Raw genomic sequence first — 20,230 nt, 5'->3', positions numbered from 1 at the left:
CAGGGCATCCAAGGCGAAAAAGGTGACAAAGGAGACCAGGGAGACCAGGGCGTACAGGGTATCCAGGGCGAAAAAGGTGATAAAGGAGATCAGGGCGACCAAGGTTTACAGGGTATCCAAGGTGAGAAAGGTGACAAAGGAGACCAGGGGGACCAAGGCATACAGGGCATCCAAGGTGTAAAGGGTGACAAAGGCGACCAGGGAGACCAAGGTATACAGGGTATCCAAGGAGAGAAAGGTGACAAAGGAGACCAGGGCGACCAAGGTTTACAGGGAATCCAGGGCGAGAAAGGTGACAAAGGAGACCAGGGAGATCAAGGCATCCAAGGTGAAAAAGGTGATAAAGGAGATCAAGGGGACCAAGGGATCCAAGGCGAAAAAGGTGATAAAGGCGACCAGGGCGACCAAGGTTTACAGGGCATCCAGGGCGAGAAAGGTGACAAAGGCGACCAAGGGGACCAAGGGATCCAAGGTGAAAAAGGTGACAAGGGAGACCAGGGAGACCAAGGAATCCAAGGCGAGAAAGGTGATAAAGGAGACCAGGGGGACCAAGGTTTACAAGGTATCCAAGGTGAAAAGGGTGATAAAGGCGATCAGGGAGATCAAGGTTTACAGGGTATCCAGGGCGAGAAAGGAGATAAAGGCGACCAAGGGGACCAAGGAATCCAAGGAGAAAAAGGGGACAAAGGAGATCAGGGAGAGAAAGGTGACAAGGGGGATCCGGGGGACCCGGCCTCTGACGATCAGACCTTAAGTACAGACGGCACTCCCGGTGATATTTCCATTACCGGCGGAAACAATATCACCATTGGAATAACTTCAGCGGATGCTAACAATTCCATTGTAAGCGGTACGGATGGTGGTGCATATCTCAAAATCAATTTAGGAGGCCGTTGGACCAATTCCAATACAAGTACCAATTTAAATGTAAACAATACAGTAGCTCCAATTTTTGGAACTCAGGACTATGTAGATGATGGAACCAATCTGTACCAAGTAAGTGGAAATACACTAATTGTAAAGGAATCTGGGCGATATGATATACGGGCGAATTTATCTTTGGTCGGTATTAACTCGGGAAACAACAGGCAAAGGACCAATGTCAATGCCCGTATTGCCGTAAACGGAACGCCGGTTGGTGCCATAGCCGCTTCAGGATATATCCGATGGGCCAGCGGTCATGATCATTCCAGTATTCATCTGAACGAAATTTTACAACTGAATGTCAATGATGTAATATCCATTATTACGTATAGGGAAGCGAATTCCGGCACGGTTAATTTTAGCGGTACCAATGAATCTAGTTTTATGATCAATAAACTACGATAACGAACGTCATGAGGATAAAGGCATTTTTACTTTCTTATTGTTTTTGCCTGGGTCTATACGCCCAGGAGGCGATACATAATTATGGTGCCCTTCAATTACACGATGGTACATCAGTAGGATTTCATTTAAACCTAATTAACGATGGGGATTTAAATCAAGATGTAGGTTTGGTCGGTTTTTATGGAGACAGTGAAAGCTTAAATGTCTCGGGAATTAAAGCTCCTGTTTTTTTCGACACCGAAATTGCCGTAGACAACGGTTTACTCTTGGATGTTCCCATGTACGTTGCCAATAACACTAACTTTATTTCGGGGCACATAATTACCCCAAAAAATGATACCCGTTTTTTTCTAAATTTTTTGGATAATGCCTTTTATGTAGGAGAAAACGATATTTCCATGGTAGACGGTTATGCCGCCGCGACCAATACGGATAGTTTTACCTTTCCCGTGGGCGACAATGATAGGCTTCGTACGTTACGGATAGAATCGGCCGCAACAAATGCTTTGGCAAAATGTGCCTATTTTTACGAAGATCCCAATACTTCCCAATCCCTGGGCAAGGGCTTTAGCACTACACAAAAAACGACATCATACATTTCCATTAGCCAAAGGGAGTTTTGGAAATTGGAAAGTGATATGCCTTCAAGGGTCACTTTAACCTGGAATGCCCAGAGCAATATTAATGCCTTGGGGGAATTCCTGAGCGATTTAAAAGTGGTGGGGTGGAGCAAAACTGAAAACCAGTGGGTAAATCTAGGAAATACACAAGTGGAAGGAAGCATGGCCTCGGGATCAGTGACCTCTGAGGAGTTCGTTCCCAATGACTATGAAATAATTACAATTGGGGGCAACGATGACCTTACGGAAACCTTTGAGACCATTGAACTGGACAATTATTTTCTAACTCCAAATGGGGATGGCAAAAATGATTTTCTCGTCTTGGAAGGGATTGAAAAATCCCCAAATAATACCTTACAGATTTTTGACCGTTATGGGGTACTGGTCTATTCAAAGACCAATTATACCAATGAATTTAATGGGATATCCAATCAAGGGGCCATCTTAAATAAAAATGCGGGACTCGCTTCGGGGGTATATTTCTATATCATTACGATGAACGACCTACGACAAAAACATCAGGGGTACATGTATGTTTCCTCCACCAAAAGATAAAGCGTCTTCTAAAAGATTCCTGATTTTAAGTCCAAAAAACCTTTTCTGTCCGAAACAGGGATTAATTGGTTAATTTTAGACAGCGATAAACCATATCAGAATTAGTGGGCTAAGTTATGAACGGCTTTGAGGTGAAGGAGATTAAAGCGGAAGAGACCTATCCGGTAAGACATTCCGAGCTTCGAAAGGGAAGACCCTTGGAGGAGTGCAAATTTATAGGGGACGAAAGGGAGACAACCATCCATATAGGAGGCTTTTATCGGAACCAATTGGTTGCAGTAGCTACCTTTTTAAAACAAGACCATACCAAATACAAGTTCCAAAACGCCTACCAACTTCGAGGTATGGCCGTGGTTAAAGAGCACCATAAAAAAGGTTTTGGAAAAATACTCCTTACATTTGCAGAGACACTACTCTTGCAACAGGCGATACCGTATATTTGGATGAACGCAAGAATCAGTGCAGTAGATTTTTACAAAAAATTGGGATATGGGACAATTGGCAATGTTTTTGAGATTCCCAAGATAGGAATGCATTACATAATGTTCAAAAAGTTATACTAGCTATGGAACGAAGATCTTTTATCAAAAAAAGTGGTTTTTCCGGTTTGGCCCTATCCGTGATGCCCAAGTGGGCCCTGAGCAAAGAATTTGAATATTCCATTTTAGAGCTTATGGGCAAGGTAGACATTGAACTTTATGGGGAAGGCATCAACCTAAGGAAAAAGGCACACGATGCTTTTGTGGAAATGAGAAAGGCCGCCTATAATGATGGGATAGATATAAAAATAGTATCCAGTTATCGTGATTTTTACCGTCAAGAAGGTATTTGGGAACGGAAGTTCCTAAGGTTTACGGAAGATGATGCTATGGAACCCCTGGACGCCATTGACAAGATTATCGAATACTCCACCATCCCCGGTACGAGTAGGCATCATTGGGGTACGGAAATTGATATTATAGACGGATACCGTAAGGTAAAGGGAGATGTATTGGAGACTTCCAAATTTGAAAATGACGGACCATTTGTTGACCTCAAAAAATGGATGGACGAGAACTCGGAAGACTACGATTTTTATTTGGTCTACACAGATGACCCAGGAAGAAGGGGCTTTAAATATGAACCCTGGCATTACAGCTATGCACCCACTTCCATCCCTATGTTGACCGAATTCCGAAGAAAGAATATCCTTAAATTGCTTCAAGAAGAAGAGTTTTTGGGAAGCGAACATTTCACCAATGGGTTTATCAAAACGTATATTCAGGATAATATTTTAGATATTAACCCAGTTCTTTTATGAGTTTTTTGGTATCTTGAAAGTACCTTAGGACACTAATCATCATGAGAAGAGGCAGTTGGAAAATTCGTATTTTCATCGGTTTGGCCATTGTGGCCTTTGCCTTTATCCAACGCTGTAACAACAAAGAGGAGAATCCTTATACCGGAAGGATACAGACTATTGATATGTCCGCGGAACAGGAAATTGCAATTGGTCTGCAAAGTGCCCCTGAAATGGCTAGACAACATGGAGGCCTTTATCCCGATGAACGTCTCCAATCCTATGTGGATGCCGTTGGCGCTAAGCTGGTAAACAATAGTGTGGCACGGGAAACACCCTATAGTTACGATTTTCATCTTTTGGCCGATGACCGTACCATAAATGCCTTTGCCCTGCCCGGGGGACAGATATTCATTACCTATGCCCTTTTCTCCAAATTGAACGAGGCCCAATTGGCCGGTGTCCTTGGACACGAGATAGGTCATGTGATGGGCCGACATTCTGCTGAACGAATCGCCGAAAGCAGTTTCTGGCGAACCGTTTCCATGGGGGCATCGGTTGGCGCCGATGCCGGAGGAATCGTAGGCAGTATCGGCCAAAATACCTTATTGAAAAATGGAAGGGGCGATGAATTGGAAAGTGACCAGTTAGGGGTGCTTCTCATGATTCGGTCTGGGTACGAACCTAGGGAGATGATCAAAGTAATGGAAATTCTTAAAGACGCCGCCGGACCTAATCGAACACCGGAATTTCAAAGCACTCATCCCAACCCAGAGAACAGGATTCAAAAAATAAAGGAGGCCATTCAAAGATACGAGGGACGGTAATCTGTCAGTTCAACCCTAAAAAAGTTAATTCAACCTACATGCCTAGGATTTTTCACCCGTTTTGTTATATTTGTTTCACAAATCTTTCCTGCCTCAGATTTAACCCCTTATAGCTTTAATTTAATAACTCATGCTGGATTTGATTCAGCATTTAAATGAAACTATATGGGAACACTTACACATTTCAAGAACCTTTACACGGAGGCTTTTGAGAATTGCAAACCTGAAATAGTGGTGATACTTCTCAAAGTATATTCCGTTTTCTGTGCCCTTATGCTCCTAATGGCAGTATATGCTTTTATGCACAGAGCCTTAAATGGATTTGAATTTTAAAACCTGAATTTATTCGCTCTTTTACGTGAACACTATTTGAAGTGAATAAATAGTAATTAAAAAAACCTTCGGCCTGTCGGTCGAAGGTTTTTTTCTTCTTTTGATTGATGAATTACCTTAGCTTCCCATGGCTGCTTCAATAACAGCCAATGCTTCCGTAGCTTTGGAAAGTTGCGCGTATTTTTTGGCCGTATACCCTTTATCACTTTTTAATCTAAGGTTGGCCCCATTTGCAATAAGTAATTCAAGAATCTCTGCCTTATTGTACCGAGCGGCAAATATGGCCGGGGTCATACCCAAGGATTTCTTGTTTACGTCCTCGCCAAGCTCTATTAAGCGCTTAACGGTGTCAATATCTCCCTGCATAATAGCTTTACAGAAGGCACTGACTTCAACTTTGGCAACGACATTGGTCATCGCTTGATTTACTTGATGATTTTCTGATTTGGCATTCGCGGTTGCACCTACTAGCAATAATGCCGAGGCAAAGGTTAGAATCGTTTTTTTCATGATGAATACATTTAATTGATGAAATAAATTTTGATTATATAAAGATAGACTGCTCTTATGGTCTTTTGTTACGTAATTAACACTTAATTAAATAAACTTTAACAGATTCGGAAAATCCCTTATGTATTTTTTCACATTCAAAAATTCCGGTTGTATTTTGTTCATATGACTCGTTCTTTTGACAAAGTTCCATTTCGGGTGTGATTTAGGCAATCCGTTTATTGCTCAATTGTACATTTTCAAAACCGTTGATCAAGTATTTTTTGTCTCTACCCCAACCGTATCCTCCTATTTCTCCGGTTTCCCGGATTATCCTATGGCATGGAATCAAATAGGCAATGGGATTCTTGCCAATGGCTGTTCCTACCGCTCGTACCGCGTTGGGTTTGTTTATGGACCTCGCTATATCCCCATAGGCCACAAATTGAGCAGAGGGAACTGAAAGTAAGGCTTTCCATACGCTTACTTGAAAGGGCGTACCCCTAAGATCCAATACTATTTGTTTTTTCGGAATTTTCCAGGTTGAAAAATAGTGTTGTACCATATGGCCGTAGGTCCCCAATTCCCTATAAAAACCAGCTTCGGGAAAAATAGATTCCAATAACTGTATGGGAGATTCGCTTTCCTGTAAAAACTCCATTTGGGTTATCCCCAAATCCGATTCTGCGATGACCAATTCACCAAAGGGAGAATCAATTACTTGATATTTCAACACAAGCCCTTGGCCCCTTTTCTGAAATTCGCCGGGAGTGCAGGATTCTATTTTTATGAACATATCATGTAAGCGGCCATTCCCGGAAAGTCCTACCTCATAGGCCGTAGTGAGCGTAGATTGTCCCTCCTTGAGACATTTCTTTGCATGTTCCACTGTAATATATTGCAAAAACTGCTTGGGTGTAACACCTGCCCATTCATGAAATAACCGTTGAAAATGATACTTGCTTAAATGAACGTGATTGGAAACCGCTTCCAAACTGGGCTGTGACTTGTAGTTGTCCACGATATAATGGATCGCCCTTTCAATAATATGTCCGTGATATGTTTTTTCCATAGTTCAAAAATAGCCGAATTGCCTATGTCCCACAATCCGTTTCTTGCTACTTCGGTGTACCCAAAAAAGAAGGTCGTATTATTGGCAATTCGTACCAGATCATACTACTTTTGAAGCTCTATAAAAACCGAACGATGAACAAAAAAGTGATATTGATGATTTTGGACGGTTGGGGAAAATCCCCGGACCCCAAAGTCTCTGCCATAGCTAACGCAAATACACCATTTATTGACAGTCTTTATCAAAAATACCCCAATGCCAATCTGTTGACGGATGGCATGAACGTAGGGCTTCCAGAAGGTCAAATGGGCAATAGCGAGGTAGGCCATATGAATTTGGGCGCGGGAAGAATCGTATACCAGGATCTTGCCAAGATTAATTTGGCCGTGAAGCAGGATAGCCTCAAGAAAGAAAAGGTGTTACAGGAAGCCTTTACCTACGCCAAAGCAAATAATAAGGCCGTGCATTTTTTGGGACTTGTGAGTGATGGTGGCGTACATAGCCATATAACCCACCTAAAAGGTCTGATACAGGCCGGGGAAAGTTACAATGTACAACATATGTATGTTCACGCCTTTACGGATGGAAGGGATGTTGATCCAAAAAGTGGGAAGAAGTTTTTGCAAGATCTTGTGGATTTTTGTTCGGATAAAAATGCCGCATTAGCTTCCGTAATTGGAAGATATTTTGCAATGGACCGTGATAAAAGATGGGATAGGGTCAAACAGGCCTATGACCTATTGGTCCATGCAAAGGGAACAAAGTCATCCCAAATTTCGGATACCGTACAAAACAGTTATGATGAAGGTATTACCGATGAGTTTTTGAAGCCGATAGTTATGGTTGATGAGGAAAACGCACCCCTAACCAAAATCAAGGAAGACGACGTGGTAATCTTTTTCAACTTCCGGACAGACCGTGGAAGGGAGCTTACACAAGTATTGAGTCAACAGGATATGCCCGAACACCAGATGCATACCTTGAATCTATACTATGTAACCTTGACCAATTACGATGATTCCTTTAAAGACATAAAGGTGGTTTACGATAAGGATAACATCAAAGAAACCCTTGGGGAGACGTTGGCTTTAGCAAACAAAAAACAGATTCGTATTGCAGAGACCGAAAAATACCCACATGTGACTTTTTTCTTTAATGGCGGCCAAGAAGTTCCGTTTGAAGGAGAGCAACGGATACTATGCCCCTCGCCCAAGGTGGCTACATATGACCTAAAACCCGAAATGAGTGCCTATGAAATTAGGGATGCCATAATACCTGAATTGGAAAAGAAGGAAGCGGATTTTGTATGTCTTAACTTCGCTAATCCAGATATGGTAGGACATACAGGAGATATGGATGCAGCCATAAAAGCCTGTGAAACCGTGGATCAGTGCGCAAACTCCGTGATTACGGCCGGACTGGAAAATGGCTATTCTACCATAGTCATTGCGGATCATGGAAATTGTGACACCATGATCAACCCGGATGGTAGTCCCAATACGGCCCATACCACAAATCCCGTACCCTTAATCGTAGTGGATGAAGACATCAAGGAAGTAAAGGATGGTGTACTAGGTGATATCGCCCCTACCATACTCAAACTTATAGGGATTCCCCAACCTTCATTGATGACCCAAAAGCCGTTGGTATAAAGATCTAGTTGCATTTGTTTACCTTTACGGCCTATGGTAATACTAAAAACACCGGAAGAAATAGAATTAATGCGGGAAAGCGCGTTGATTGTCTCCAGAACTCTGGGCATGTTGGCCGGGGAAATAAAACCAGGTATCACCTCTTTGTACTTGGACAAGCTTGCCGAGGAATTTATCCGGGACCATGACGCAGAACCGGGTTTCCTAGGCATGTACGACTTTCCCAACACCTTAAACATGAGTCCCAACGCACAAGTGGTGCACGGCATCCCAAATAATGACCCCTTGAAGGATGGCGATATTATTTCAGTAGACTGCGGGGCACTTAAAAACGGGTTTTACGGGGACCATGCCTATACCTTTGAAGTTGGGGAGGTCGCGATAGAAACGCAAAAATTATTACGTGTTACCAAGGAGTCCTTGTACATCGGCATTCGCGAGTTTAGATTAGGTAATCGAGTTGGTGATGTGGGTTTTGCCATTCAAAATTATTGTGAAAGCCATGGATACGGCGTAGTCCGGGAATTGGTAGGTCACGGGTTGGGAAGAAAACTTCACGAGAGCCCGGAAATGCCCAATTACGGAAAACGGGGACGCGGTAAAAAATTTGTCGAGGGAATGGTGGTTGCCATAGAGCCCATGATCAATATGGGTACACGCCGAATAAAACAATTGAACGACGGATGGACCATTTTGACCGCAGATGGAAAACCCAGTGCCCATTTTGAGCATGACGTTGCCCTCATAAACGGCAAGCCGGAATTGTTGTCTACGTATCAATATATCTACGAGGCTTTGGGGATACAAAGTGATGAAGAGGCAGAATTTCGGAGACATGAATTTCACTAATCCCTCGAATTTCTGTTATGTCAAACATCATTTACAAAGATGAATCCTATTATATAATTGGCCTTTGTATGGATGTCCATAACGAATTGGGCAAGGGCTTCAGCGAGGCTGTATACAGTGCCACTCTTGAAATTGAGCTAAAATCCAATGGTGTTCCCTATAAGAAGAAGGTAAAATTCAAAATTGATTACAAAGGACAAATCTTGTCGAGTCATTATTTTGCCGATTATGTAGTTGAAAACAAAATTATATTGGAACTCAAAGCCATAGAGAAGCTAACCAGTAGTCACGTAAAACAAACATCGAACTATTTGGCTGCATCAAAACTAAAACTTGGATTGCTCATAAATTTTGGAGAAGATAGTTTAAGTTATAAAAGAGTAGTATTATAAAGAATAATGACAATTCGTGTAATTCGTGTCAAAACTTTTCAAATACGTTCTCAACGCCTTGCCCAGGCCCCTTTTAATACAACTAAGTTATTGGGTTAGGCCTATACTGGCCTTTTTTATGAAAGGCAGCTCTTATATTGACCCCATAGATCAAAAGTCCTTTAGGACTTTTCTTCCCTATGGCTATGAAAACCCTAGGGAAAATGTTTTATCGCCATCCACCTTGTCCTTGGAGCGTCATAGACTGCTATGGTTGTTCCTGAAAAATAAAACCGATTTCTTTTCCAAGGAATATAGCGTATTGCATTTTGCCCCGGAGCAGGCGTTTCACAAACGTTTCCAAAAATTAAAAAACCTGGATTATGTTACTACGGACCTCAACTCACCCTTGGCGGATGTTAAGGCCGATATTTGTAATTTACCTTTTGAGAGCAATTCGTTCGATGTTATTCTCTGCAACCATGTCTTGGAACACATCCCGGACGATACCAGAGCTATGCAAGAACTCTATCGGGTTCTTAAGCCTAAAGGATGGGGTATCTTCCAAATTCCCCAAGACCTGAAAAGGGAAAAAACTTTTGAGGATGATTCCATAACCGATAGGAGGAAGCGCGCGGAAATTTTCGGACAGTACGATCATGTCCGTATTTATGGGAGGGATTACTTTGATAAATTGCGCAACGTGGGATTTATGGTAGACGAGATAGATTTTACGGCATCCCTGACCGATATGGAAATAGAACGATATCGTTTGGCCAAAGGGGAAATCATTCCCTTGGTAAGGAAGTGACCCCCATGGCCAAAATCTTTCTTGGTCCTAACTTATTAGAGGGTCTCAAGCTTGGTTCTCAATTCTTCAGCGGTCATATTTCTTGCGATGATCTTACCCTCTTTATCCAGCAAAAAATTCGCTGGAAGCGATGATAACAAATACTGTTTAAAAATGGCCTGTTCTTTGTCCAAGATTTGATTCCAAACAATTCCATCTTTCTGAATGGCCTTCTCCCATAAGTCACGGTTTGAATCTATACTGACCCCAATAATTTCAAACTTTACACCCTTATGATTCATATAAAGTTCTACAAGTTTTGGGTTTTCCACCCTGCAGGGCCTACACCACGATGCCCAAAAATCCACCAGCACATAGCCTCCTTTATAGTCCGAAAGATTTACCGGGACCCCTTCTTTATTTAACGCCTTAAAATTTGCCATTTCGCTCCCGATAGCAAGTTGAGCCGCCTTATCTATTCGCATTTTTAATGATTTGGTCATTCCACTGGACGGATATTCCGTTTCAAATCTTGTCATCATCTCCTTGAAGAAATCGTTGTTCTTTGTAAGATCAAAATAGCCCAGGGCATCGTAGGCTTTGGCCGATGGCCCCATATTCCGTACCAGGTTCTCCATGGACTTTATAAACTGCACCAGAACTTTATCCTTCTCTTTTTTAAGCTCTTCTATTTTTTGCTTATCGTTTTCTTTCATGGCCTTGTCAAAATCCTGAATCATCCCTGCAAAAAACTGATTATTAAGATTTTCAATGCTCTTGTTGAAATCCAGATTAGAGGCGACCTTTGATTCCAGTTCTATCCCATCCTCCATCTTGATATGTACCATTCCACCTTGCTCAACTGCTATTTTTATCCCTTTTCCCGCATTCGGTTTTAGGGCATAGATAGATGGTTCTAAAAACTCATCCGTTGTTTGGTAGGTCTTTTCGGGAACCAGGTTATCCAAGGATTTCCATTCAACCATTTTCTCCAAATCATAGTCGTACTTGGAAATGGTTACGGAATTGATTTCATCTGATTCCACCTCAAGGGAAAATGTAATTTCCGGGCCTTGTTGGGATCTACAGCTACTACTAAAAATGCATATCAGCACTAAAATCTTGATCGTTTTCATAATTGATGTATTTAAAGTTTGCCGCCAAAATTAGGTCGATGGCAAACGCCAGTCGTCTGAAAACGCGAATCCGAACCCTTTTTAAAAGGTGGTAGAAATGTTATTTGAATTTGGATTTAAATTCCGAAGGTGTAATTCCGGTCTTTTTTTTAAAAGCTGTATTGAATGATGATTTTGAATTGAATCCCACTTCATACAATACTTCCAAGATAGTTTCGGTACGGCTTTTGGGACTCATAAACCTTTCCTTGGCACTATTGATTCGGTAAGTATTGATAAAGTCCACAAAATTCTGATCATAATGGTCATTGATCAATTCGGAAAGTCTTCTTTTGGGTATGTCGATCTCTTGGGCCAAGGCGGCAATCGTCAAGTCATAGTTTTTGAAGGACTCATGGGTAAGCATATGATTTTCCAATTTGGCTATAAGCTGTTTGTTTTCTTCCAGCGTGGTATTGATTCTTTTGCGTGACGTTAAGGCTGTAGTAAACAACAAATCTTCCTTGCTATAGCCAAAGGGTTTTCGAGATGAAGTAAATCCATAGAAATAAAGCAAATTAATGGTTACGAGCATCAAAAGAAAAACGGCATTCTCCAATAAATAGGTGTTGTAGCCCAGAAAGAACGCGATAAATTGTGCTATATCCGTAAGAACTATCAAACAAAATATAACAAACACCCCATGTAGCCATCCTACGTTCAACCATTCCAATTGCGAATAGTTGGCCTTCATGACCTGCTTATATCTCCTTACCTGAATAAAGCACAAAAAGATGTAAAAAAGAACATGCACCACATAACCTATATAGATATCCGGAATGCATATATTCCCATTGGTAAGCCAAATACCAAGACAAATGAGTAGAAAAGGAAAAAAATGAAGGAAATATATCTTAGAAAAAACAAATCGTTTTTGGGTAATACACCTGATGTAAAAAAACAGTAACGGTCCGTACAAAAAGCCATACGCACAATTAACACTTTGAAAGAAATCACTGGCGATGCCCCTATTTGCAAGGAAAAGGCCCAAAACCTGCAGGGTAAGGGTCCCTATTATTGTTGCCAAAAGAAGATCTCCCTTGCTTTTTTTATTGTTTGAAAGCAAAATGTAAATAGCAAGCAAAGTACCTTGGAAAATGATGATGATATGAATTACATTGGTAAAGGAAAACATGCCGAATAGCCGAAGTAAAAAGATTGATGCAGGCTAAATATACAAAGGGGCTTCCATATAATTGAAAACACCAAGTGTTTTCACACTTTACCCATTGGGGTCCAATACTAAGTCCTTGAAACCGGGAGTCATAAATTCCTGGGCTTCCCCCGTTTCATTCAAGTAAACGATGTAAGCATCAAGTTCATGCGTTGTATCTAGGAAATGAAGCACATCCTGAAGGTCCATAGCCATAAAGGCGGTAGCGTAGGCATCCGCTTCCCCACAGGTATTTGCCAACACCGTGGTTCCCAAGGTATTTCCGTTCTTTGTGAATCCGGACTTGGGGTCTATTGTATGGACGTATTTTTTTCCCGTAACGGAATCTATTCGAAACTTTCTGTAGTTTCCTGAGGAAGCCAGAGCCCTGTCCTTTAATTGCATCAGAATTTTAAGGCGCCTTCCTTCTTCAATTTGGGGATCATCGATTCCTACTACCCATGGTTTTCCCTTTATTCGGTTTTCTCCTTTTCCAACAAGTTCTCCACCTACTTCAATGAGGTAGTCGGATATTTCCTTTTCGTCCAAAAATACCGCCAATCGATCAATAGCATATCCTTTGGCAATCGCATTAAAATCCAAATAGATATTGGAATCCGTCTTTTTGATTCGATTGGATTTGGTCAAATTTACCTTTTCAAATCCTACTAAGGTCAGAAGACTATCCACCGCAGTACTATCCATCTTCATGGAGGGGCTCGGACCAAATCCCCAGGCGTTGACCAGAACTCCCACGGTAGGATCAAAGTAGCCATCCGTATTACGGTATACCTTTTTAGAAAGCTCAAATACTTCCTTAAACATTTTGTCCACCACAACAGTGGTATCCCCCCCATTGATTTTGGATATATCCGAATCCGGGAGATAGGTGGACAAGGATTTATTGACTGCATCGAATACGGAGTCGATCTCTTTTTGGAAATCCTGTTCTTCCTTGGACAGATAAATAATGCTATACGAGGTCCCCAAAGCACCTCCAGCACTTCCGTTACGTACTAATTTGGAGCCCTCCGGGGAACAGGAAAACACAAAAATGGCGGATATCAAGAAAAAACCGAGCCTATTCATCATGAATTTCAATAAGTCCGTCATAGTCCACTATATAGGCTTCATTTAAAAACACCGGTAATTTTTGATCGCTCGCATTGGAAAGCCCTACTCCGGCGTAATAGGTACGTGCCTCAAACTTCTCGGCATGCGTCTTTACCTTGTGCATCAGTTTTGTGTCATAGTCCTTGGGGTTGTTGGGGTAATCCACATTTCGGACAACGATAAAGTGTAATTGCTTCTCCTTAAGACAAACAAATTGGGGGTTTTTTTTAGGCTTGCTATTTACCCCCATAAACTCATAACCATCCGATTCCAATTGCCTGCCCACGATGTTCATGGCCAGATTATGCAGTTCTTGTTCGGTCAATGGTTTGCCCATAGCTAAAACTTACATCAAAAAAAGCCTGACCGGTAGAAACAGATCAGGCCAAAAAATTCTTTCATATTCGCCGTTACCCACCGAAGTCGTCAAAACGGATATGCTCGTCGGGAATACCGAAATCCTCGCCCATTTTCTGAACGGCCTTGTTCATCAAAGGAGGGCCACAAAAGTAAAGTTCTATATCTTCTGGAGCCTCATGGTCATTCAAATAATTGTCTATCACGCAATTGTGGATAAAACCAACAAAACCATCTCCCGGGCCATCCAGACTTTCCTTAACCTTCCAATTATCCTCTTCCAAAGGCTCGGAGAGTGCCATATAAAACTTGAAATTTGGGAATTCCCTTTCCAATTCCCTAAAATGCTCTAAATAGAACAATTCCCTTTTGGATCGCCCACCATACCAGAAGGTAACCTTTCTTCCTGTTTTCATGGTCTTGAATAGATGATACAAATGGGAGCGCATCGGTGCCATTCCAGCCCCGCCCCCTACATATAGCATTTCTGATTCCGATTCATTGATAAAAAATTCGCCATAGGGTCCTGAAATAACTACTTTATCACCCGGCTTTTGGGCAAAGATATAGGATGAGGCGATACCTGGATTTACATCCATCCATCCATTCTTGGAGCGATCCCATGGCGGGGTCGCAATACGAACGTTCAACATGATTTCCCTACCTTCCGCAGGGTAAGAGGCCATGGAGTAGGCCCTTTCCACCGTTTCGGTGTTTTTCATAACAAGGGGCCAAAGGTTGAATTTATCCCATTCTGTCTGGAATTTATCCGGTGTTTCGTGTTCTTCGGGATGGGCAGTGATATCTATATCGGAATACTTTATTTCACATGGTGGAATTTCTATTTGTATGTACCCTCCCGCCTTATAATTCATATCTTCCGGGATTTCCACCACAAATTCCTTGATAAAGGAGGCTACGTTGTAGTTTCGAACTACCGTAGCATCCCATTTTTTGATACCGAAGACCTCTTCCGGAATCTTGATTTCCATATCCTGTTTTACCTTCACCTGACAGGCCAAGCGAGCTCCCTCGTTCAATTCACGTTTGGAAAAATGGGGCGTCTCCGTGGGTAGGGCTTCACCTCCCCCGGAAAGCACGTGGCACTCGCATTGGATACAAGTTCCCCCTCCTCCACAGGCAGAGGGTAAAAATACTTTTTGATTTCCCAATGTGGACAACAAAGAACTGCCAGAAGCCACTTCTATCTGCTTTTCACCATTTATCGTAATGGTAACCGGACCGGAGGGAGATAATTTTTCCTTGGTGAACAATAGCAGGGCCACTAACAAAAGTAATAGGACCAAAAATGCTACTACGGTAATTAATATGGTTCCTCCAACACTTGTAGCTAAAATCATTTGTATTCTTTTACGGCGTCGTTATAGGAAATCTCTTTTTCATCGATTTCCTTTTTAATCTCTTTTTCTTCTTTCTCAATTTTTTGTACTGTGGTTTCCTCTTCCGGAGCGGCGGCATCATCACCTCCTGTCAACATGCCTCCAAAACTTTGGAAACCGATACCCATGAGTCCCGTGATTATAAACGTAATGCCCAGTCCACGTAGTGGAGGAGGAACGTTGGAGTATCGAATTTTCTCCCGTATGGCCGCAATGGCCAAAATAGCCAAGAACCAACCAATGCCAGAACTTATACCATAATTTACAGCCAATCCCAATGTCGCAATTTCTCTGGATTGCATAAAAAGGGACCCTCCCAAAATGGCACAATTAACAGCAATCAAGGGTAAAAATATGCCCAATGAATTATACAGTGCGGGTGAGAATTTTTCGACCACGATTTCCACTAATTGAACCATAGTCGCTATAGTGGCAATAAAAAGGATAAAGGATAAAAAGCTTAAGTTATAATCCGCATACTCCGGACCCAACCAAACCAAGGCCCCATCCCTTAACAAATACTGGTCCAAAAGCCAATTCAAGGGAACCGTAACAGCCAAGACAAAAATAACTGCAGCTCCCAAGCCCACGGCTGTGGCAACCTTTTTGGAAACCGCCAAATACGAACACATTCCCAAGAACACGGCAAAAACCATATTATCTATGAAAATGGATTTAAAAAACAGCTCAATATGCTCCAACATAATTTCCTTTTTTAACTATTTTCCTAATTATCTTCGATCAATGCGGTATTACGTGATCGCTGAACCCAAATGATGATGCCCACGACAATTAATGCCGCTGGTGGGATAATCATAAAACCATTGTTCTCATATCCCGTTGAATACAGTCCGGTCATATTAACAGGATCACCCAAAACTTTATATCCGAATAATGTACCAGAACCCAACAACTCCCTAAAAAACCCTACAATAATAAGGATTACACCATATCCCAAGGCATTGCCGATACCATCCAAAAATGACTTCCATGGACCGTTTCCAAGTGCAAATGCTTCAAAACGCCCCATAATAATACAGTTGGTAATTATCAATCCGACGAATACGGAAAGGGTCTTGCTCAGCTCGTAGGCAAAGGCCTTGAGGACTTGATCGACAATAATCACCAAAGTAGCCACAACGATTAACTGGACAATGATCCGAATTTTTGAGGGGATGACATTCCGCATTAGTGAAATGACCACATTACCCACCCCTAATACGAAAATTACCGATATGGCCATAACCACGGATGCCTTCAATTCTGCAGTAATCGCCAATGCCGAACAAATACCCAAAACCTGAATGGTAATTGGATTATTGTCCGCGAGGGGGTCTAATATGAGACTAGCGTCTTTTTTTGTAAGTAAGGCCATAATTATTTTGCTCTTATCGTTTCTAAATAACCCTTGTAAAGGTTTACACTTTGGCTTATCATAGCGGAAACCCCATTACCGGTAATCGTGGCTCCGGCCAGTGCATCCACTTCATTATCGTCCTTTGTAGTATTCAACGGATCATTGTTTCCCTTGGCAACGGCAATCCCGGCATATTGGGTGCCCTTTAGAATGGATTCTCCGGTGAAGTCGTCCATGAAATAGCGTTGCTTAATATTGGCTCCCAGTCCAGGGGTTTCCGACTGATGATCAAAGTACACCCCTTGCACCACCATTTGATCATCCAAAGCGGCAAAGCCCCAGATAGGTCCCCAAAGCCCCTTGCCATACAACGGAATGATATAATACCTTTTTCCTTCCTTTTCACCTATCAACATGGGCAATCTTGGGGTTGTGCCATTCTTCATTTCGGCAAGCTGCTTTTTCATATCAATAAGATAGGCCTCATCATCCTCGGTAATTTGGTCTCCCTCAATCACCAATTGTTCCTTTATGTAATTGGAAAACTCGCCCTCTACCTTGTCGGTCGGTATAAAATTTACACTTCCTTCGTCCTGATTTTCATTTACCCCCATGGCATAAAGGATATTCTGTTGTTTTTCAAAACGTTCGTTTTCCTTTATTTTATCACTAAGGGAAGATGCCAAAAAGGCCAGGATAGAACCAACTACCACTACCATGATGCAGGCAAAAATTACGGTATATGTATTTTTCTCGGTATTAATGGCCATAATTATACGGTTTCAACTTTTAGTTCCTCTTCTTTACTATCCGAATCCTTTGGAAAAATGGTAGCATTCTTCAACCGTTTCAATCGCCGTGCTACGTTGCCGCGTATTACATAGTGATCTATGGTAGGCGCAAAGACGTTCATCAGCAATATGGCCAAGAAGACACCTTCAGGATATGCAGGATTGAACACTCGTATCATTACGGAGAGGAATCCAATAAGGAATCCATAAATCCATTTACCACGGTTGGTCTGCGATCCCGTGACGGGATCCGTAGCCATATAAACAATACCGAAAGCCAATCCCCCTACTATAAGATGTTTCCAGAATTCGAAGCTCATAAGTCCATAAAAATTGCTGGTCTCTGTAATCCATCCCGCATCCACAACTCCATTAAATATCAATCCCATGACCAAGGAACCTACCACGGCACTGACCATGATACGCCAGCTAGCTATTTTACTGAAAATAAGGAACAAGCCTCCCAACAATATCAAAAAGGTAGAGGTTTCCCCAACGGAACCCGGGATAAATCCCCAAAACATGTCCCAAATATCATATGTAGCGGACATTTCCGCTCCCTTGTTCTGAGCCAGATAGCCCAAAATAGTCTCGCCTGAAATGGCATCGGGTCCTCCGGCACGTTCCACGGCTCCATGTACCCAAACCTTGTCACCACTCATCCAAGTGGGATATGCAAAAAATAAAAACGCCCTTATAGTAAGAGCGGGATTGAGGATATTCATGCCTGTTCCACCAAAAACTTCTTTACCGATTACCACCCCGAAGGCAACGGCAACGGCCAACATCCATAATGGTGTATCCACTGGAACTATGAGGGGAACCAGCATTCCGGTAACCAAGTACCCTTCCTCTACTTCATGTCCTTTTATAACGGCAAAAATAAACTCAATAATCAGCCCTACGCCATAAGAAACAATAACCAAAGGCAACACTTGGGTTATTCCTATCCACAAGTTTTCCCAGGTAAAAAAATTGTCCAATAGGGACAACTCCCTAGCTACCCCGTTGGCTGCGTCAATGGCAGCAAAGTGTTGATAGCCCGCATTGAACATGGAGAAAACCAATATGGGAACCAAAGCCATGATGACCGTATTCATGGTACGCTTTAGGTCGTCCGCCGCTCGGATATGAGATCCGGAATGCGTTGTTTCATCAGGTGCGAACAAAAATGTATGAAATGCATTGAAGGCCGGGGCCATTTTCTTGCCCCTGAACCTATGCTTTAAAATATGTAGTCTTTTCTTAAGAGTCAATCTTTTATCACTCATATTTTATCCTATTTCTTTATGTAACAAATCCAAACCTTCACGTATAATCTGTTGATGCGGCTGTTTTGAAATGCAAACAAATTCAGTCAAGGAAAAATCTTCCGGTGCTACCTCATACAATCCCAATTGTTCCATTTCGTCCAGATCTTTGACCATACAGGCCTTTAACAGCTGAAGCGGATAGATATCAAGGGGAAACACCTTTTCATACATGCCCGTTACCACAAAAGCCCTGTGCTCCCCATTGGTATTGGTGGTAAGGTCGTATTTCTTATTGGGCTGCATCCACGAAAATGTCAAGGCCCTAGTAGCCGATATTTTATTGAAGATAGGTTTGTTCCAACCAAAAAACTCATAATCATCACCTTCGGGGATGGCCGTTACTGTTGTATTGTAAAAACCAAGGTACCCATCGGGCTGCGTTTTGGTACCGGTAAGTACATCTCCATTAATGAGCCTGAAATCATCGGAATTTACGCCGCTGGCATATAAAAAAGTGGATATCTCGGCACCTATTTTGGTTTTATAATATTTGGGAGCCTTAACACATGAGCCCGCCAAGGCAGCTGTACGTTCCGGGTTAAAAATACCTGTCAACAACAATTCACCAATAATTACAAGGTCCTGCGGTGTAACTGTCCAAACGACTTCGCCTTTGTTTATTGGATCCACCTTATTGATCTGTGTCCCGACCAGTCCAGCCGGGTGTGGCCCGGAAACCCTATGCAATTCTATCCCGTCCAGTCCTGCCAAAGATGAGTGGGAGGATTTGCCCACCGAAACATGAATCTTTCCAGGGGTCATCTTGCCCAGGGCCGTTATGGCCGCTTGTAGTTCCTTTTCCTTTCCCTGTAATATGAAATCATAATCTGCCGCCAATGGCGCCGTGGTATACCCTGAAACAAAGATTGCCTTGGGAACGGTATCCGGATCGGCAATAATATCATAGGGCCGCTGCTTTATAAAAGGCCAACAACCTCCTCTTAGAAGATAAGTTTTTAGCTCTTGGGAAGAGGCACTGGAAATATCCAAAATCTCCTGCTTCAGGTTTTGTTGTGCCTTATCCGCAAGTATCTTCAAGGTTAAAATACGCCTACGGGCACCCCGTTCTATCTCTATGAGTTCCCCGCTAACAGGGGAAACGAACAACATGTCCTCCCTGTTTTTATTGTAGAAGAGCGCCTCACCGGCCTTAATTTCGGCCTTCTCCTTTACCAACATTTTGGGCGTAATACCGTGAAAATCGTCGAGGTTTAGTGCGTAAACATTGCTTAAAACGGCTTTGGAAATAGTTTGCTCTGCGGCACCGACAAGATTAATGTTCAAGCCTTTCTTGATCCGAATGTCTTTAGACATGTTATAGTAAAGCTTAGGTTTGCAAAATTAGGGTCAAAAATAGTATTTAAAAGAAAGTTTTCATAATAATTGCCTATAAATTTGGGCATTA

Annotated in this window: 21 protein-coding genes and 1 pseudogene; 10 read left to right on the top strand and 12 right to left on the bottom strand. The window is 42.2% G+C overall.

The genetic code is table 11. From position 1 onward, the window contains the following. The 6 genes and pseudogenes from Q0993_RS16535 to Q0993_RS16510 form a co-directional block, all read left to right on the top strand. Positions 1–1,329: pseudogene (locus tag Q0993_RS16535) on the top strand (hypothetical protein); the annotation flags it as partial. 8 nt (positions 1,330–1,337) lie between these two features. Beyond that, entirely contained in the window at positions 1,338–2,504 is a 1,167-nt protein-coding gene (locus tag Q0993_RS16530) for a gliding motility-associated C-terminal domain-containing protein (protein WP_299535109.1), read from the top strand. A 116-nt stretch (positions 2,505–2,620) separates the two neighbouring features. Then, positions 2,621–3,067, top strand: coding sequence for a GNAT family N-acetyltransferase (locus tag Q0993_RS16525; RefSeq protein WP_299535108.1), 447 nt, complete (start codon positions 2,621–2,623; stop codon positions 3,065–3,067). A 2-nt stretch (positions 3,068–3,069) separates the two neighbouring features. Further along, complete coding sequence (locus tag Q0993_RS16520) at positions 3,070–3,804, top strand: M15 family metallopeptidase (RefSeq protein ID WP_299535107.1); 735 nt, start codon at positions 3,070–3,072, stop codon at positions 3,802–3,804. A gap of 41 nt (positions 3,805–3,845) precedes the next feature. Continuing rightward, positions 3,846–4,610, top strand: coding sequence for a M48 family metalloprotease (locus tag Q0993_RS16515; RefSeq protein ID WP_299535106.1), 765 nt, complete (start codon positions 3,846–3,848; stop codon positions 4,608–4,610). A 165-nt stretch (positions 4,611–4,775) separates the two neighbouring features. Further along, the gene (locus tag Q0993_RS16510) at positions 4,776–4,943 is read left to right on the top strand and encodes a DUF6747 family protein (RefSeq protein ID WP_299535105.1); all 168 of its coding nucleotides are present in this window, start codon (positions 4,776–4,778) and stop codon (positions 4,941–4,943) included. Positions 4,944–5,060: 117 nt separating this feature from the next. Here Q0993_RS16510 and Q0993_RS16505 read toward each other — a convergent pair whose 3' ends face one another. Continuing rightward, positions 5,061–5,453 carry an ankyrin repeat domain-containing protein gene (locus Q0993_RS16505; protein WP_299535104.1) on the bottom strand — a complete coding sequence of 131 codons (393 nt, stop codon included), beginning with the start codon at positions 5,451–5,453 and terminating at the stop codon, positions 5,061–5,063. 205 nt (positions 5,454–5,658) lie between these two features. Next, positions 5,659–6,504, bottom strand: a complete 846-nt coding sequence (locus tag Q0993_RS16500) for a methylated-DNA--[protein]-cysteine S-methyltransferase (RefSeq protein ID WP_299535103.1) — start codon at positions 6,502–6,504, stop codon at positions 5,659–5,661. Positions 6,505–6,638: 134 nt separating this feature from the next. Between Q0993_RS16500 and gpmI the strand changes: the two genes are divergently transcribed. Genes gpmI through Q0993_RS16480 form a run of 4 tightly spaced genes read left to right on the top strand, consistent with a single transcriptional unit; the run spans position 6,639 to position 10,187 of the window. Then, positions 6,639–8,156 (top strand): 2,3-bisphosphoglycerate-independent phosphoglycerate mutase, encoded by a 1,518-nt coding sequence (gene gpmI / locus Q0993_RS16495; protein ID WP_299535102.1) that lies wholly within the window; start codon positions 6,639–6,641, stop codon positions 8,154–8,156. Positions 8,157–8,189: 33 nt separating this feature from the next. After that, on the top strand, positions 8,190–9,005 hold the full coding sequence (gene map, locus Q0993_RS16490; protein ID WP_299535101.1) for a type I methionyl aminopeptidase: 816 nt from the start codon (positions 8,190–8,192) through the stop codon (positions 9,003–9,005). Between the two features lie 17 nt (positions 9,006–9,022). After that, the gene (locus tag Q0993_RS16485) at positions 9,023–9,397 is read left to right on the top strand and encodes a GxxExxY protein (protein ID WP_299535100.1); all 375 of its coding nucleotides are present in this window, start codon (positions 9,023–9,025) and stop codon (positions 9,395–9,397) included. Positions 9,398–9,422: 25 nt separating this feature from the next. Then, positions 9,423–10,187, top strand: coding sequence for a class I SAM-dependent methyltransferase (locus tag Q0993_RS16480; protein ID WP_299535099.1), 765 nt, complete (start codon positions 9,423–9,425; stop codon positions 10,185–10,187). A 35-nt stretch (positions 10,188–10,222) separates the two neighbouring features. Here the strand turns inward: Q0993_RS16480 and Q0993_RS16475 are convergent, their stop codons facing one another. The 10 genes from Q0993_RS16475 to Q0993_RS16430 all read right to left on the bottom strand — a co-directional run bounded on the left by Q0993_RS16475 (position 10,223) and on the right by Q0993_RS16430 (position 20,139). Next, positions 10,223–11,302, bottom strand: a complete 1,080-nt coding sequence (locus Q0993_RS16475; RefSeq protein ID WP_299535098.1) for a TlpA disulfide reductase family protein — start codon at positions 11,300–11,302, stop codon at positions 10,223–10,225. 100 nt (positions 11,303–11,402) lie between these two features. Continuing rightward, positions 11,403–12,035 (bottom strand): AraC family transcriptional regulator, encoded by a 633-nt coding sequence (locus Q0993_RS16470; RefSeq protein ID WP_299535097.1) that lies wholly within the window; start codon positions 12,033–12,035, stop codon positions 11,403–11,405. Between the two features lie 528 nt (positions 12,036–12,563). Then, complete coding sequence (locus tag Q0993_RS16465) at positions 12,564–13,607, bottom strand: FAD:protein FMN transferase (protein WP_299535096.1); 1,044 nt, start codon at positions 13,605–13,607, stop codon at positions 12,564–12,566. Next, positions 13,576–13,944 (bottom strand): Na(+)-translocating NADH-quinone reductase subunit F, encoded by a 369-nt coding sequence (locus Q0993_RS16460; RefSeq protein WP_299535094.1) that lies wholly within the window; start codon positions 13,942–13,944, stop codon positions 13,576–13,578. Before Q0993_RS16460 ends, Q0993_RS16465 begins: the two co-directional genes overlap by 32 nt. Positions 13,945–14,017: 73 nt before the next feature. Beyond that, the gene (nqrF, locus tag Q0993_RS16455) at positions 14,018–15,325 is read right to left on the bottom strand and encodes an NADH:ubiquinone reductase (Na(+)-transporting) subunit F (RefSeq protein ID WP_299535093.1); all 1,308 of its coding nucleotides are present in this window, start codon (positions 15,323–15,325) and stop codon (positions 14,018–14,020) included. Then, complete coding sequence (gene nqrE / locus Q0993_RS16450) at positions 15,322–16,068, bottom strand: NADH:ubiquinone reductase (Na(+)-transporting) subunit E (protein ID WP_299535092.1); 747 nt, start codon at positions 16,066–16,068, stop codon at positions 15,322–15,324. The genes nqrF and nqrE overlap by 4 nt, the downstream gene beginning before the upstream one ends. Positions 16,069–16,091: 23 nt before the next feature. Continuing rightward, positions 16,092–16,739, bottom strand: a complete 648-nt coding sequence (locus tag Q0993_RS16445; RefSeq protein ID WP_299535090.1) for an NADH:ubiquinone reductase (Na(+)-transporting) subunit D — start codon at positions 16,737–16,739, stop codon at positions 16,092–16,094. 2 nt (positions 16,740–16,741) lie between these two features. Beyond that, complete coding sequence (locus Q0993_RS16440; protein WP_299535089.1) at positions 16,742–17,491, bottom strand: Na(+)-translocating NADH-quinone reductase subunit C; 750 nt, start codon at positions 17,489–17,491, stop codon at positions 16,742–16,744. A 2-nt stretch (positions 17,492–17,493) separates the two neighbouring features. Beyond that, positions 17,494–18,783: an NADH:ubiquinone reductase (Na(+)-transporting) subunit B gene (locus Q0993_RS16435; protein ID WP_299535088.1), complete on the bottom strand. Its 1,290-nt coding sequence runs from the start codon at positions 18,781–18,783 to the stop codon at positions 17,494–17,496. Between the two features lie 3 nt (positions 18,784–18,786). After that, positions 18,787–20,139, bottom strand: a complete 1,353-nt coding sequence (locus Q0993_RS16430; protein WP_299535086.1) for a Na(+)-translocating NADH-quinone reductase subunit A — start codon at positions 20,137–20,139, stop codon at positions 18,787–18,789. Positions 20,140–20,230 lie beyond the last annotated feature (91 nt).

Origin of the sequence: Ulvibacterium sp. (assembly GCF_028285715.1) — a bacterium.
Classification (GTDB): domain Bacteria; phylum Bacteroidota; class Bacteroidia; order Flavobacteriales; family Flavobacteriaceae; genus Ulvibacterium.
This window is presented reverse-complemented; position numbering and strand designations above follow the sequence as displayed.